We start from the raw sequence: 13,684 nt of genomic DNA on the forward strand, positions 1-13,684 counted from the left end.
AGGACCCACCATGCTGACCTACTACCTCGAACTCGCCCTGCGCGCCATGCGCAGCCACCGCGGCCTGACGGCGCTGATGCTGCTGTCGATCGCGATGGGCGTGGCCGCCTGCATGACGACGCTGACGGTGTTCCACGTCATGTCCGGCGATCCGATCCCGCACAAGAGCAGCCGGCTCTTCAACGTGCAGCTCGACGCCGAGTCCCGGCGCGACTGGAAACCGGGCGACGAGCCCGAGCTGCAGCTCACCCGCTTCGACGCCGAGCAGCTGTTGCGCGCCAAGCGCGGGGTGCACCAGGTCATCATGACCGGCTCGTTCATCGCGGTCGATCCCGCCGGCTCCGGCGACGCCGCGCAGCCGCCGTTCTTCACCGGGGGGCGCTGGACGACGGCCGACTTCTTCGCGATGTTCGAGGCCCCGTTCCGCTACGGCAACGGCTGGACCGCCGCGGACGACACGTCAGAAGCGCGCGTCGCGGTCATCTCCGCCGACCTCAACGACAAGCTCTTCGGCGGCCAGGACAGCCGCGGCAAGACCGTGCGCCTGCGCGACAAGGACTTCACCGTGGTCGGCGTGCTCAAGCCCTTCCGTCCCGCGCCGCACTATTACGACCTGACCCTGGGCTCCTATGCCAAGGCCGCGGACGTCTACATCCCGCTGTCGACCTCGCTGTCGCTGCGCTTCGGCGGCGCCGGCCAGATGAGTTGCTGGGGCCGCACCGACGGCGTCGATCCGCGCTCCCTCAACGCGCCGTGCGCGTGGTTGCAGTACTGGGTGCAACTCGACACGCCGCAGCAGCTCGCCGACTACAAGACCTACCTGACGCAGTATTCCGACCAGCAGCGCGAGGCCGGCCGCTTCGAGCGGCCGTCCAACCCCAAGCTGAGCGCCGTCAACGAATGGCTGGCCATCCGCAAGGTCGTGCCCAGCGACATCAAGCTGCAGGTGCTGCTGGCCTTCGGCTTCCTGGCCGTGTGCCTGACCAACACCGTCGGCCTGCTGCTGGCCAAGTGCCTGCGCCGCAGCGGCGAGATCGGCGTGCGTCGCGCGCTCGGCGCGCCGCGCCGCCAGATCTTCCTGCAGTTCCTCGTCGAGGCCGGCACGCTCGGCCTCGTGGGCGGTCTGCTCGGCCTGGCGCTGACCTGGGTCGGTCTGTGGGTGGTGCGGCAGAACCCGTCGGACTACGCGCAGCTCGCGCAGCTGGACTGGCAGATGCTGGCGACCACGCTGGGCGTGTCGCTCGCGGCCAGCCTGCTGGCCGGGCTGCTGCCCGCCTGGCGCGCATGCCAGATCACGCCCGCCATCCAGTTGAAGACCCAATGAGGCCCTGAGGAGATTCGCCATGGACATCCTGCCCATCCTGTCGACGCTCAAGCGTCACAAGACCGCCGCCGGCCTCATCGTGCTGCAGATCGCGCTGACCTGCGCGATCGTCTGCAACGCGCTGTTCCTGATCTTCCAGCGCGTCGAGCGCGTCACCGCGGAGACCGGCATCGCCGAGTCGGCGCTGGTCACGCTCTCGCTGTCCAGCATGGCGCGCGTCGAGAACCCAGAGCCGCAGACCCAGGCCGACCTGGCCGCGCTGCGGCAGGTGCCGGGCCTGGTCTCGGCGACGCTGACCAACCAGTACCCCTACGGCCGCAGCTCCAACAACTCCGGCGTGCGGCTGACCGCGGACACCAACCAGTCCAGCCGCGTCACCGGCGGGCATTACACCGTCGGGCCGGGCTTCATCCAGACCATGGGCCTGCGGCTGGTCGAGGGGCGCGACTTCGAAGCGAACGAATTCGTCCCGGGCTCCACGCTGGACGCCAACCCCGACCCGCGCGTGCCCGCCGTGATCATCAACAAGAAGATGGCGGAGCGGCTCTGGCCCGGCGAGTCCGCGGTGGGCAAGGCGATCTACGTCTACGGCACGGAGCCGCAGCGGGTCGTCGGCGTGGTGCAGGACCTGCCCTCGCCCAACCCGGGTTCGCAGGACGAGAACGCGCTGCACACGATGATGTTCCCGGTGCAGCCGAGCTTCCGCGGCGGCAGCTTCATGATCCGCGTCGCCCCGGGCGCCAATCCCGACACCGTGCTGAAGGCGGCCGGCGAGAAGCTGCTGGCCAACAGCCCCGGCCTGCGCCGCGTGATCCGGGACCAGGACAGCATCCTCAAGCTGCGCGGCAACTACTACCGCCAGGACCGCTCCATGATCCAGCTGCTGGCCGGCGTCTGCGTCGGGCTGCTGGTGGTCACGGCCTTCGGCATCGTCGGTCTGGCCAGCTTCTGGGTGCAGCAGCGCACGCGGATGATCGGCACGCGGCGCGCGCTGGGCGCCACGCGCGGCCAGATCCTGCGCTACTTCCAGACCGAGAACCTGCTGCTGTCCACCGCCGGCATCGTGCTGGGCATGATCGGCGCCTACGGCATCAGCCTGCTGCTGATGCGCAGCTACGAGCTGCCGCGCCTGCCCCTGGTCTACCTGCCGCTGGGGGCGCTGATGCTGTGGGCGCTCGGACAGATCGCAGTCTTCGCGCCGGCGCGCCGGGCCGCGGCGCTGCCGCCGGTCGCCGCCCTGCGGGGCGGTTGACGCCGGCACGATGGAACGTACCCGGGGCGCCTCTGGCGCCCCTTCCGATTGCTATGCTGCGCCTCCAATGAGAACCGTCCTGATCATCGATGACCACGCCGGTGTCGGCGAGGCGCTGACGCTGCTGCTCTCGCTGCACGACATCGACGCGCTGTACGCGGCCTCGCCCGCCGAGGGCCTGGCGCTGCTGTCGCAGCGCCGCGTCGACCTGGTGATCCAGGACATGAACTTCAGCGCCGACACCACCTCCGGCGAAGAAGGCCGCGAACTCTTCCAGCAGCTGCGCGCGCGCCACCCCGACCTGCCCATCATCCTGCTGACCGCCTGGACGCAGCTGGAGCAGGCCGTGGCGCTGGTGAAGGCCGGCGCGGCGGACTACCTCGCCAAGCCCTGGGACGATACCAAGCTGCTGGCCACGGTCGAGAACCTGCTGGAGCTGGCCGAGAACGGCCGCGCGCTGCGCGAGACCCGGCAGGAGCTGCGCCAGCGCTTCGAGGACCTGCGCCGCCAATACCAGCTCGACGGCCTGGTCGTCGAATCGCCGGCGCTGCTGCGTTGCCTGGAACTCGCGTGCCAGGTGGCGCGTTCGGCGGCGCCGGTGCTGGTCACCGGCCCGAACGGCAGCGGCAAGGAACGCGTCGCGGCCATCGTGCACGCCAACTCGGCGGTGGCCGGCGGTCCTTTCGTCGCGATCAACTGCGGCGCACTGCCGGGCGAGCTGATCGAGGCCGAACTCTTCGGCGCCGAGAGCGGCGCCTTCACCGGCGCGGCGCGCGCGCGGGAGGGCCGCTTCGAGACCGCCGACGGCGGCACGCTCTTCCTCGACGAGATCGGCAACCTGCCGCTGGCCGGCCAGGTGAAGCTGCTGCGCGTGCTGGAGACGGGGCGCTTCGAGCGCCTGGGCTCCAGCCGGTCACGGCAGACGACGGTGCGCGTGATCTCCGCGACCAACGCGGACCTGCGTGCGATGGTGCGGGCCGGCACCTTCCGGGAAGACCTCTATTACCGGCTCAACGTGATCGAGGTCGCGCTGCCGGGACTGGCTGAGCGCGTGCCCGACATCCTGCCGCTGGCGGAGCATTTCCTGGCCGGTCGCGCCACGCTGAGCGACGGCGCTCGCGAGGCGCTGATGGCGCATCCCTGGCCGGGCAACGTCCGCGAACTGAAGAACGCCATCGAGCGCGCCGCGCTGCTGGCGCCGGGCCGCGTGATCGGCGAGCAGGACCTGGCGCTGCCGGCCGCTCCGCCGCCGGGCGGATCGCTGGCCGCGCGCAACCTCGACGAGCCCAGCCGCGAGGCCGTGATCGCCGCGCTGGCTTCGGCCTCGGGCGTGATCAGCCGGGCGGCGCAGTCGCTGGGGTTGTCGCGCCAGGCGCTGTACCGCCGCATGGAGCGCTACGGGCTGGACGTCGGATGAACGAGGCGTCGCAGCGCACGGCGTCCCGGCGGGCGGGCTGGCACCGCTCGCTGCACATGCGGCTGGCGCTCTGCCTCATCGCCGCGGCCGTCGCGGCGGTCCTGATCCATCTCACCCTGACGCTGTGGCCGCTACCGCAGCTGCTGCAATCGATGGGTCACGAGGCGCCCGGCACCTGGAGCGCCGCCGCCGTCGGGCTGACCTTCCTGCTGATGCTGCCCATCGTGTGGGGGCTGGCGAGCCTGCTGCTGATGCCGCTCACGCGGCTGCTGCGCGCGCTGGAGAGCACGGTGCTCAGCTACCGCGACGGCGAATTCGGCAGCGGCATCGCCGCCGAGCCGCCCGGCGGACTGGCCGAGCTGTCGACGCTCACGCGCCTGCACAGCGAGTTGGGACTGGCGCTGCGCGAACAGCGCCGCCACCTCGCGCAACGCGAACTGCTGCTGGACACGGTGGTGCAGAACACGCCGGTGGCGCTGCTGCTGACCGATGCCAACGAGCGCATCGCCTACGCCAACATCGCCGCGCGGCAGTTGATGGACCAGGGCCGCAGCCTGGCCGGTCGCGGGCTGGAGGACCTGCTCGCGGACGCGCCGGAGGACCTGCGCCTGGCCTTCGCCGGAGCGCAGGACGGGCTCTTCAGCGTCATGCAGGACGGGCAGGAGGAGCGTTATCACCTGTCGATGCGCGACTTCCGGCTGCAGGGGCAGCCGCATCGGCTGCGGCTGCTGCGCCGCATGACGAAGGAGCTGTCGCGGCAGGAGGTGGCGAGCTGGAAGCGGGTGATCCGCGTGATCAGCCATGAGCTGAACAACTCGCTGGCGCCGATCTCGTCGCTGGCGCACAGCGGCGCGGAGCTGTCGCGCCGCGGCATGCACGACCGCGTGCCGGGCGTCTTCGCGAGCATCGGCGACCGGGCGAAGCACCTGCACCAGTTCCTCGCAGGCTACGCGAGCTTCGCCAAACTGCCGGCGCCGGTGCTGACGCCGGTCGACTGGCGGCCCTTCGTGGAATCCCTGGGCGCGCATTACCCGTTCGCACGGACGGGCGAGCTGCCCGTGGTGCCGGGGCGCTTCGACGAGGCGCAGATGGAACAGGCCCTGATCAACCTGCTGAAGAACGCGCATGAGTCCGGCAGCGCGCCGGACGGCGTGAGCCTGAGCGTCGGTGCGACGCGCGAGGACTGGCGCATCGAAGTCGGGGACCGCGGCCCGGGCATGACCGAGGCGCAGCTGTCGCAGGCGCTGATGCCGTTCTATTCGACCAAGCGCGGCGGGAGCGGGCTGGGCCTGGCGCTTGCGCGCGAGATCGCGGAGGCGCACGGCGGCCGCATCGCGATGGGCCACCGCGAGGGCGGCGGCCTGTGGGTGGCCATCACCTGGCCGAGAAGCTGAGCGTCACTTGTAGAACGCTTCGACCTTGCCCTTGAGCTTGATCATCATCGGCTGGCCCTTGCGGTCCACCGTCTTGCCGGCGGGGACGCGGATCCAACCCTCGGAAACGCAGTACTCCTCGACGTCCTTGCGTTCCTTGCCGTTGAAGAGGATGCCGATGTCGTGCTCGAACACGGCAGCGACGTGATGCGGGCTGCGCGGGTCGATGGACAGGTGGTCGGGCAGTTCGGGGCGGGTGGTATCGCTCATGACAGGATCGTGCGTGGGAATCGGAAAACGCGTGATTGTCCCGCAGACCGGCGCCTCACGTCGGCGACATGACCGCCGCCGGGGCGGCAGCACCTCACTCGTCGCTGCGCTGGACCACCGGCGTCGCGTACTCGTGGCCGACGACGGCGCGGGCGAAGAGGTAGTTCCCGCGAGCCTGCTCGCTCAGCAGGTCCAGCATGACCTGGCCCCGCTCGTCGCAGGGGAAGGACAGGCCGCGTCCCGCATGGAAGAGCGATTCGAACCGCAACAGGTAGCGGTCCTGGCTGTGGCCGTAGCCATGGCCGAGGCTGCCGTGCGCGCCTGTCTCGCTGTGGAGCGCACCGAACTGGGAGGAACTCATGGACGGTCTCCGCGGCCCACGGGGAGGAGGGGCCGGACCCGGCAACCTTAGGACGCCGCCCCGCCGGACGCACGTGCAAACGTCGCAACTCGCGTCACCGGTTGCAACGGGACCCCTCACTCAAGGGCCGGTAATCGCCCGGTGCCGTTCACCCGATGATCGACGGCTCGATCCGGAACGGCACCGGGGTCGCCAGCCAGCCCGACGTCTGCCCGGTGAACACGTCGCCGTCATCCAGGCGGGAGGCGGCCGCCGGCCAATCGAAGACGTCGGTGATGGTGTCGGGATACGGCGGGATCGGGCGACCGGGGCCAGGATCGGTGTAGACCCGTGAAGGTTCGGACGTCGAGCCAGTGGTGGCGTCAGAGGCTCCGGCGTCCTCCGGAGAACGGTTGTTGCGCGTCGTCATGGCTGCACCTTTCAAGCGTTGTAGACGCTGTCAGTGTCGGCACGACCCTTCCTGGGCGATGGCGTTCACCTCGGATCGCCGGGCCGGCATGCTGCGTCGCTCGGCCGATGACCGTCATGCCGCGCCGGACACCGTGATGCTGCTGTCCCTGCCGGAACAGCTCGACGGTTCGCTGGCTGAAGGCCGCGACATCGGCGGTCGTCGATTCGTGAATCACGCGCCGGAACGCGTCGCGACGCTACTGGCGCCGATGGGCCTTTCGCTCGCCGCTCACGCAGTGAGCGATGCGGTGCTCAGCACGACAGGGACGCGCTGGCACCTGCTGACGTTGCGGGCCTGAGGCCTCAGCCGCCCGCCTTCTTGGGCGCGAATCCCACCGTCGTCAGCCAGGCCATCACCTTGTCGAGGTGATCGCCCTGGATCTCGATCGTGCCGTCCTTGACGGTGCCGCCGCTGCCGCAGGCGGCCTTGAGCTTCTTGGCCGTCTCCGTCAGTTCCGCCGCCGTCATCGGCAGCCCGAGCACCACCGTCACGCCCTTGCCCTTGCGGCCCGCCGTCTCGCGGCGCACCCGCACCTTGCCGTCGCCCAGCACGGCATTCGCCGCCTGCGCCTTGCAACGGCAATCCGCCTGCGCCTGCCGGCACTCCGGGCACACGCGCCCGCCATTCGTCGAATACACCAGCGCCATTGCTGCTCCCGTCTCTTCCGTCTCTTCTGCTTCTTGAAAAGGCGTCGCTCAGCGCGCCAGCGTCTTCGCGAAGAAGGCGTCGATCGTGCGATACAGGTGCAGCTTCGCGCTGCGCCCCGCGATGCCGTGCGCCTTGCCCGGGTAGATCATGAGCTCGAACGGTCGCGCCTCGTTCTGCAGCGCCTCGGTCAGGCGCAGCGTGTGCTCGAACAGCACGTTGTCGTCCGCCGTGCCGTGCACGATCAGCAGCGGCTTGCCCAGCAGCTTCGCGCGCGTCACCAGGTTGGCCTGACGGTACGCATCGGTCTGGCCGCCCTTGCCGTCCTGCGGCATGCCGAGGTAGCGCTCGGTGTAGGCCGTGTCGTAGAGCGTCCAGTCCGTCGGCGGCGCGACCGCGACGGCGGACGCCAGCGGCGTGTCCGCGTCCAGCATCGCGCGCTCCGCCAGGAAGCCGCCGTAGGACCAGCCGAAGAAACCGATCCGCTTGGGATCCACGCCCGCCACCTGCTTCGGCAGCTGACGCACCGCGGCGAACAGGTCGTTCACGTCGACCGCGCCGAAGGCCAGCCGATGCGCGCGGGTGAACTCGCGGTCACGGTTCTGCATGCCGCGCGTGTCCAGCGTGAACACGCCGTAGCCGCGTCGCTGCCAATAGGCGATCAGCGCCGTGTCGCGGCTCCAGTTCCAGTTGGTCGTCGAGGTGCCGGGGCCGCCGTAGGCCATCGTGATCACCGGATGCGGACCGGCCTTGCCGTCCAGCGGCGCGAAGTACAGCGCGTTCAGCGGCGTGCGGCCGTCGGCGGCCAGGATGTCGACGACCTGCGGCTTGGGCGCGATGCGCGCGAGCAGCGCGTCCGGGGCGTCGCCCGGCAGCGCCACCGGCTTCGCGCCGGCCTGGGCATCCACGGCCTGCAGCGACAGCGCCGGCGGCTCGCCCCAGGCGCCGCGCGTGACCAGCAGCCGCGCGCAATCGCCGTCGCCGCGGGCATCGCGCCATTGACGCGGCTGCGCGCCGTCCAGCAGTCGGCTCGTGCCGTCCAGGTCGATCGCGAACAGCGCGCGCGAACGGCCGCGATCGCGCGCCGCGGCGTAGACCACCGTCCTGCCGTCGCTGCACACGCGGTGCGCGACCGGCTCAGGCTCGTTCGTCAAGGGACGGCGTTCGCCCGTGCGGCGGTCCACCAGCACCAGCTGCCGACGGCCGGAAGACTCGCTCGACCACAGTAGCGCCGGCTGGCCCGACAGCGTCAGGCCGGCGATCTCCTGCAGGTCGTCGTGCACCTCGACCCAGGCCGGGTCGCGTTCGTCGATCACCGTGCGGCCCGGGCCGGCACCGTGGGCGTATTCGGTCAGCGCCAGCTTGTGCTGGTCGCGCGTGAGCGTCTGCAGCCACGGCGTGCCGTCGCCGAACCAGCCGGCGCGGGCGATGTATTCGGCGTCGGAAGGCAGCGGCAGCGGCGTCATGCGACCGTCGGCCACCTGCAGCGTCCACGCGGTGACGCGGGCGTTGTTCTCGCCGGCGCCGGGGTAACGCTGCTGCGTCATCGTCGTGCGGTCGGAGAAGATCTGCGCGCGCGTCTTCACCGGCACGTCGCGTTCGTCGACGTTCAGCGCCAGCAGCTGATTCCCGTCCGGCGACCACCAGTAGCCGCGCTGGCGGCTCAGCTCTTCAGCCGCGATGAATTCGGCCAGGCCCCAGAAGCGGGTCTCCGTGGCGCCCTGGGTCAGCGCGCGTGCAACGCCGCCGTCGCCCTCCTTGTCGAGCGACTGCACCCACAGCTCGCCGCCCTTCACGTAGGCGATGCGGCGGCCGTCGGGCGAGCAGGTCGGATCCTGCTCGGGGACCTGATCGTCGTTCGTGAGTCGCTGCGCCTTCGGCCCCTGGTCGCCGAGACGCACCAGGTACAGATCGCCCGAGAGCGGGAACAGCAGTGCCTTGCCCGAGGGACCGCACCACTGGTAGCCGGTGATGCCGCCCTGCGAGATGCGTTTGCGCTCCAGCGCCATGCGTTCCGCCTCGGTCAGTTGCTGGCTGCGTCCGCCGAGCACGTCCGCCGCCGACACCAGCTTGCGCGGCGCGCCGCCGGCGGCGGGCTGGGCCCACAGCTCCAGCTGCTCACTGTCGGTCTCCGACGGGCGCAGGTAGCTCACCCAGGTGCCGTCGGGCGAAATCTCGGCCTGGCGCACCAGACGGCCTTGCAGCGGCGGATCGCCGAGGACACGCTCCAGCGTGAGCGGTGTCACGGGCGTGGCGGTAGCGGCGGTGGCGAACACCGGCGCCAATGCGGCGGCGAGCGCCAGCAGGCGCGAGGTCAGGCGGTCAGCGGTCATGCGGCGATCAGCGAGTCGCTGTCTTGTTGTTCATCGAAGTCGGTATCGAAGTCGGTATCGAGGTCGGCATCCGGTGGCGCCACCGGATCCAGCGGGCGGCCAAACAGCGTCATCGCGAGCAGGTCCGGCGCATTGATGGTGCGCACGCGCTGGTAGGTCTCCTCCGCTTCGGGATAGCGGCGGCGCAGGTAGTGCAGCCACTGCTTGAGGCGGCCGGCTTGATGGCGCGTCGCCACGTTGCGGCGCACCTGGGCGAAGAAGCTCTCCATCAGCGGAATCACGTCCGACCAAGGCAGCGCGGTGGCGCCCTGCCTCATGCCCTGCCCCATGCCCTGCGCTTGGCCGAGCGCCGCGCGCACCGCCAGCGCCAATCCCGGATCGGCCACCATGCCGCGGCCCAGCATCAGCGACGTGCAGCCGGATTCCGCCAGACAGCGCAGCGCATCCTCGACGGTCCAGACCTCGCCGTTGGCGACGACGTGGATGCCGACCGCCTCGCGCAGCACGGCGATCTGGTCCCAGTACGCCGGCGGCTTGTAGCCGTCGCGCTTGGTGCGGCCGTGCACGACCAGCTCCGACGCGCCGGCCGCCTCGATCGCGCGCGCGCAATCGAGCATGCGTCCACGGTCCTCATTGCCGAGCCGCATCTTGGCCGACACCGGCAGATGCGCCGGCACCGCGCGCCGCACGGCGGCGACGATCTCGCCGACGAGTTCCGGCTCGTCGAGCAGCACGGCGCCGCCGCGATGCCGGTTCACGGTCTTGGCGGGGCAGCCGAAGTTGAGGTCGATGCCTTCGGGATCGAGCTCGGCGAGCCGCGCGGCGTTCTCCGCCAGGCACTGGGGATCGGAGCCGAGCAGTTGCGCCCGCACCGGCACGCCGGCGTGCGTGCGTCCGCCATGGAGCAGCTCCGGCACGATGCGCGTGAACACGCGGCGCGGCAGCAGACGGTCGGTGATGCGGATGAACTCGGAGACACAGCGGTCCACGCCGCCGACACGGGTCAGCGTGTCGCGCAGCATGTGGTCCAGCAGGCCCTCCATGGGCGCCAGCAGAATCATTGGAGGCAGGGCACCCGCCGCGCTCGTGGCGCCGCGGGTCGGCGGTCTGGAAAGACCGGGAGCATAGCGGAAGCGCCTATTCCTCGGCCTTATCGGCCTGCTCGACGGCCCCCGCCTTCCCGGTCTTCGCCAGCTTCTCCTCGCGGTCGCGCACGCTCAGCCACAGGCGCACGTCGAATTCCAGCTGCGAGTAGTCCGACGCCATGTGGTGGCACAGCGCGTAGAACGCCTTGTCGTGTTCCAGCGCCTTCAGATGCGCGAGCTCGTGCACGACAATCATCTTGAGGAACTCGGCCGGCGCCTCGCGGAACAGGGTCGCGACGCGGATCTCGCGACGCGTCTTGAGCCGGTTGCCGTGCACCACCGCCTGGCGCGTGTGCGTGCCCAGCGCATGCTGGATGACCTTGAGCTTGGCGTCGTAGGCCACCAGCGCCAGCGGTCCCGCGTTGCGCATGAAGCGCTGCTTCAGGTCCTGGGTGTAGTCGAACAGCGCCTTGTCGCTGCGGACCTCGTGCGGCTCCGGGTACTTGCGCGCCAGCAGCGGGCCGAGCTCGCCCGCGTCCAGCAGCTGCTGCGCCTGCGCGACCAGCGCCGGCGCATATCCCTGCAGGTACTTCACGGCGCGGTCAGTGCGCGGCGGCCGCGGCCGTCGGCGACGGCGGCGCGCCGTAGTGCGCGCCGATCCACTGTTCGAAGCGGTCGAACATCGCCTGCTCCGCCGCGGCGCCGCCATCGCCGTTGTCGGCCAGCAGTTCCGCGCCGTGGACCACGAGGACATGCGCATCCAGCGGCGGGCCGTCGTCGGTGCGTTCGCCGCGGCGCTCGGAGGCCTCCAGCAGGTCCCGCGCCTTCGCCCAGGCCTGCTCGACGGTCTCGTCGCAGGCCTCGGCCAGATATCGGGCCGAGAACCCTTCTCCCGTCAGGCGGCGCAGCGTCGCGTCGTGCGACAGGCTGTTGCCCGGTGCCCAGTAGGCCTGCGCGAGCGCCGGCCCGATCGCCGCGTTGTCCGTGAGGTAGCCATCGCGTCGCAGGAAGAACGCCCGCGTCTGGTAGACCGCCATGTGGGCCAGCAGGTAGCCCTGATACGAAGCCGCCGACTCCTGGTTCAGCAGATGCGGAATCGCCAGGATCGGTCGCGGCGCGCGGTCCACGCCCTGGATGCGGCGCTCCATCGTGCGGGCCAGCGCGAGCACCGACTCGGGCGTGCGATCCTCGTCGGCCATCGCGTAAAGGGCCGCCTCGAAGTACGGCACCACGGCGATCGCGCGTTCGTCGAAGGCGCGCATCGGCTGCGCCGACGCGATGCGGTCATGGATCAGTTCGTCCGGGATCGCCTGCCCGTCCACGGTCCGCGCATAACGCTTGAGCCAGTCCGCATCGCCGAGCAGGCTGTCGCAGAACATCGACTGCGTCTCCGCGTACGCCATCGAGGTCGGCGCGAACTCCTGCGAGAAGCACGGCGAGTTCTGCGTGACGTTCGCGAAGTGCGCGGCATGGCCGCCCTCGTGGAACAAGGTCATCATCGCCCGCGCCCCGCTGCCGACCTGGTCGGGCTTGGCCTCGGCGGTGAAGTTGATCTCCCCGGCGTGCCAACGGCCCTGCTCGTCGAACCACGTCGGCAGCGGACCGTGGCAGAAGCCGTTCTGGTACTTGCCCGGACGCTGCAACAGGTCCAGCCGCATCGTCGCGCCCCGGTACTGGATGCCCAGCCGGCGGAAGCTCCGCACCCAGCGCCGCAGCGCGGGGCCGAAGGGCATGTACGGGTCCATCCGTCGCGTCACGTCGCCGGCGCTGTGGAAGCGCAGGTTCCAGGGCTGCAGCGCGTCGGGCCCGTGCTTCGCGACGAGCGCATCGTGCGCGCGCTGCTGCGCCGACGCCGTGCGGGCGACGAAGTCGTCCAGCACGCCGAAGAGCTCCGCCTTGGTCATGCGCTCGTTCTTGCGCAGCTTCATCTCGAAGTAGTCCGGGAAGCCCAGCGCCCGCGCCAGCCGGTTGCGCAGCGCGACGATCTCCAGGAAACCGTTCTCCAGCACCCAACGCTCCAGTCCGTGCAACGCCTCATAGGAACTGCGGCGGCGCGACTCGTCCGGATTCGTGGCGGCGTTGGTCGACAGCATCGTCAGCGTGGCGGCTTCGGTGTCGCCGCGGTCGTTGACATGCGTCGGCGCGAAGTCCTTGCGCTTGGCGAAGAGCACGCGCTCGGCCTCGATCAGCTCGGCCATCAGGCGGCGGCCTTCGTCGTTGTCGACGATGTTGGCCTCGAACACGCCCAGCCAGCCGCGCAGGCCGTGAGCCAGCGCCTGGCGGGCATCGGCATCGGCGCCCGCATCGACGCCGACAGGGATGCTCCCCTTGCCGGCGCTGGCCGCAGCGCCCTCCACCGCCGCCAGGTGCGCACGCGTGGCGCTCAGCTTCTCCGGATCGGAGATGAACGTCTTGTAGTCGGTCTCGGCGCGGCCGAAGCCCTCGTGGTCCTCGCTGGTGGCCATGTAGGTGGCCCAGAACAGGTCTTCCTTGCGCTTGTGCACCGCGACGTAGTCGAGGTTGAGCTGATCGAAGAAAGTCTGTGCGGCCTGGAGGGCCTGTCCGGTGTGGACGGCGGACGCGCCGTTCCCCGGGATGGCAGTGGTGACGTGAGGCATCGCGGCAGCTTAGCGCACGGCATGATGGCGACCATGGATCACGCCCATGACGCCGCCGAGGACTCCGGCACGCCCTCCTCCGCCGCGGCCCCCTCCTCCACCGCCGTCCACGCGGTCGAACTCCATCCCCAAGGCTGGCGCTTCGACGCGCCCGAGAACGAGACCCTGCTGCTGGCGGCCCTGGAACACGGCCTGCGCCTGCCGCACTCCTGCCGCAACGGCACCTGCCGCGCGTGCATCGCGAAGCTGGTGACAGGCCGGGTCGATTACCGCATCGCGTGGCCCGGACTGTCGCGGGAGGAAAAGGACGAGGGCTGGATCCTGCCTTGTGTCGCCTGCGCGCGCTCGGACCTGGTGCTGGACCAGCCGCAGGCGATCAATCTCTTCGACGTCCCGCCGCCGCCAGGGTCCCGTTCAGGTCCTGGTTCAGGGTCCCGTTGAGGCCGGCTTCGCCCGCTGGAATGGACCGCATCTCGCACAAGCTGCCTCCAGGCTGAGGCGTTAAACCCACACGCGGGTTCGCGAAAACGCCTTCCGCGCCTTTGTTCACGGCAC

The 13,684-nt window shown here is 70.5% G+C and carries 14 protein-coding genes; 6 read left to right on the plus strand and 8 right to left on the minus strand.

Translation table 11 applies throughout. From position 1 onward, the window contains the following. Positions 1-10: 10 nt before the first annotated feature. The 4 genes from PV762_RS16635 (at position 11) to PV762_RS16650 (ending at position 5,387) form a co-directional block, all read left to right on the plus strand. A complete protein-coding gene (locus PV762_RS16635) occupies positions 11-1,324 on the plus strand; it encodes an ABC transporter permease (protein WP_421036114.1) in 1,314 nt (437 codons plus the stop codon). A gap of 19 nt (positions 1,325-1,343) precedes the next feature. Continuing rightward, positions 1,344-2,576, plus strand: a complete 1,233-nt coding sequence (locus PV762_RS16640) for an ABC transporter permease (RefSeq protein WP_421036115.1) — start codon at positions 1,344-1,346, stop codon at positions 2,574-2,576. 67 nt (positions 2,577-2,643) lie between these two features. Continuing rightward, on the plus strand, positions 2,644-3,993 hold the full coding sequence (locus tag PV762_RS16645) for a sigma-54-dependent transcriptional regulator (protein WP_421036116.1): 1,350 nt from the start codon (positions 2,644-2,646) through the stop codon (positions 3,991-3,993). Beyond that, the gene (locus PV762_RS16650) at positions 3,990-5,387 is read left to right on the plus strand and encodes a sensor histidine kinase (RefSeq protein WP_421036117.1); all 1,398 of its coding nucleotides are present in this window, start codon (positions 3,990-3,992) and stop codon (positions 5,385-5,387) included. The genes PV762_RS16645 and PV762_RS16650 overlap by 4 nt, the downstream gene beginning before the upstream one ends. Before the next feature lie 3 nt (positions 5,388-5,390). On the opposite strand, the gene PV762_RS16655 is transcribed toward PV762_RS16650, so the two are convergent. The 3 genes from PV762_RS16655 to PV762_RS16665 form a co-directional block, all read right to left on the minus strand. Next, positions 5,391-5,636 carry a DUF3297 family protein gene (locus PV762_RS16655; RefSeq protein WP_297532073.1) on the minus strand — a complete coding sequence of 82 codons (246 nt, stop codon included), beginning with the start codon at positions 5,634-5,636 and terminating at the stop codon, positions 5,391-5,393. A 94-nt stretch (positions 5,637-5,730) separates the two neighbouring features. Then, positions 5,731-5,997: a hypothetical protein gene (locus PV762_RS16660; protein WP_421036118.1), complete on the minus strand. Its 267-nt coding sequence runs from the start codon at positions 5,995-5,997 to the stop codon at positions 5,731-5,733. A gap of 148 nt (positions 5,998-6,145) precedes the next feature. Beyond that, positions 6,146-6,406 carry a hypothetical protein gene (locus tag PV762_RS16665; protein ID WP_421036119.1) on the minus strand — a complete coding sequence of 87 codons (261 nt, stop codon included), beginning with the start codon at positions 6,404-6,406 and terminating at the stop codon, positions 6,146-6,148. On the opposite strand from PV762_RS16665, the gene PV762_RS16670 reads away from it, so the two are divergent. Next, on the plus strand, positions 6,393-6,746 hold the full coding sequence (locus PV762_RS16670) for a hypothetical protein (protein ID WP_421036120.1): 354 nt from the start codon (positions 6,393-6,395) through the stop codon (positions 6,744-6,746). The two genes, PV762_RS16665 and PV762_RS16670, sit on opposite strands and share 14 nt — an antisense overlap. Before the next feature lie 4 nt (positions 6,747-6,750). Here PV762_RS16670 and PV762_RS16675 read toward each other — a convergent pair whose 3' ends face one another. From PV762_RS16675 to PV762_RS16695, 5 genes are all read right to left on the minus strand, one after another. Further along, positions 6,751-7,095 carry a translation initiation factor Sui1 gene (locus tag PV762_RS16675; protein ID WP_421036121.1) on the minus strand — a complete coding sequence of 115 codons (345 nt, stop codon included), beginning with the start codon at positions 7,093-7,095 and terminating at the stop codon, positions 6,751-6,753. A gap of 48 nt (positions 7,096-7,143) precedes the next feature. Continuing rightward, positions 7,144-9,426, minus strand: coding sequence for an alpha/beta fold hydrolase (locus PV762_RS16680; RefSeq protein WP_421036122.1), 2,283 nt, complete (start codon positions 9,424-9,426; stop codon positions 7,144-7,146). Next, a complete protein-coding gene (locus PV762_RS16685) occupies positions 9,423-10,487 on the minus strand; it encodes a tRNA dihydrouridine synthase (protein ID WP_421036123.1) in 1,065 nt (354 codons plus the stop codon). Before PV762_RS16685 ends, PV762_RS16680 begins: the two co-directional genes overlap by 4 nt. A 76-nt stretch (positions 10,488-10,563) precedes the next feature. Then, positions 10,564-11,106 (minus strand): YgjP-like metallopeptidase domain-containing protein, encoded by a 543-nt coding sequence (locus PV762_RS16690; protein WP_421036124.1) that lies wholly within the window; start codon positions 11,104-11,106, stop codon positions 10,564-10,566. A 7-nt stretch (positions 11,107-11,113) separates the two neighbouring features. After that, positions 11,114-13,129 carry a M3 family metallopeptidase gene (locus PV762_RS16695; RefSeq protein WP_421036125.1) on the minus strand — a complete coding sequence of 672 codons (2,016 nt, stop codon included), beginning with the start codon at positions 13,127-13,129 and terminating at the stop codon, positions 11,114-11,116. Positions 13,130-13,162: 33 nt separating this feature from the next. On the opposite strand from PV762_RS16695, the gene PV762_RS16700 reads away from it, so the two are divergent. Continuing rightward, positions 13,163-13,570 (plus strand): 2Fe-2S iron-sulfur cluster-binding protein, encoded by a 408-nt coding sequence (locus PV762_RS16700; RefSeq protein ID WP_421036126.1) that lies wholly within the window; start codon positions 13,163-13,165, stop codon positions 13,568-13,570. Positions 13,571-13,684 lie beyond the last annotated feature (114 nt).

Origin of the sequence: Mitsuaria sp. CC2 (assembly GCF_048957715.1) — a bacterium.
Lineage (GTDB): Bacteria > Pseudomonadota > Gammaproteobacteria > Burkholderiales > Burkholderiaceae_C > Roseateles.

What these genes read in the sequence shown, in the direction of transcription:
- PV762_RS16680 (WP_421036122.1), bottom strand. Translation starts at nt 9,426, where the DNA reads ATGACCGCTGACCGCCTGACCTCGCGCCTGCTGGCGCTCGCCGCCGCA.
- PV762_RS16635 (WP_421036114.1), top strand. Translation starts at nt 11, where the DNA reads ATGCTGACCTACTACCTCGAACTCGCCCTGCGCGCCATGCGCAGCCAC.
- PV762_RS16665 (WP_421036119.1), bottom strand. Translation starts at nt 6,406, where the DNA reads ATGACGACGCGCAACAACCGTTCTCCGGAGGACGCCGGAGCCTCTGAC.
- PV762_RS16695 (WP_421036125.1), bottom strand. Translation starts at nt 13,129, where the DNA reads ATGCCTCACGTCACCACTGCCATCCCGGGGAACGGCGCGTCCGCCGTC.
- PV762_RS16650 (WP_421036117.1), top strand. Translation starts at nt 3,990, where the DNA reads ATGAACGAGGCGTCGCAGCGCACGGCGTCCCGGCGGGCGGGCTGGCAC.
- PV762_RS16645 (WP_421036116.1), top strand. Translation starts at nt 2,644, where the DNA reads ATGAGAACCGTCCTGATCATCGATGACCACGCCGGTGTCGGCGAGGCG.
- PV762_RS16700 (WP_421036126.1), top strand. Translation starts at nt 13,163, where the DNA reads ATGGATCACGCCCATGACGCCGCCGAGGACTCCGGCACGCCCTCCTCC.
- PV762_RS16660 (WP_421036118.1), bottom strand. Translation starts at nt 5,997, where the DNA reads ATGAGTTCCTCCCAGTTCGGTGCGCTCCACAGCGAGACAGGCGCGCAC.
- PV762_RS16685 (WP_421036123.1), bottom strand. Translation starts at nt 10,487, where the DNA reads ATGATTCTGCTGGCGCCCATGGAGGGCCTGCTGGACCACATGCTGCGC.
- PV762_RS16675 (WP_421036121.1), bottom strand. Translation starts at nt 7,095, where the DNA reads ATGGCGCTGGTGTATTCGACGAATGGCGGGCGCGTGTGCCCGGAGTGC.
- PV762_RS16640 (WP_421036115.1), top strand. Translation starts at nt 1,344, where the DNA reads ATGGACATCCTGCCCATCCTGTCGACGCTCAAGCGTCACAAGACCGCC.
- PV762_RS16655 (WP_297532073.1), bottom strand. Translation starts at nt 5,636, where the DNA reads ATGAGCGATACCACCCGCCCCGAACTGCCCGACCACCTGTCCATCGAC.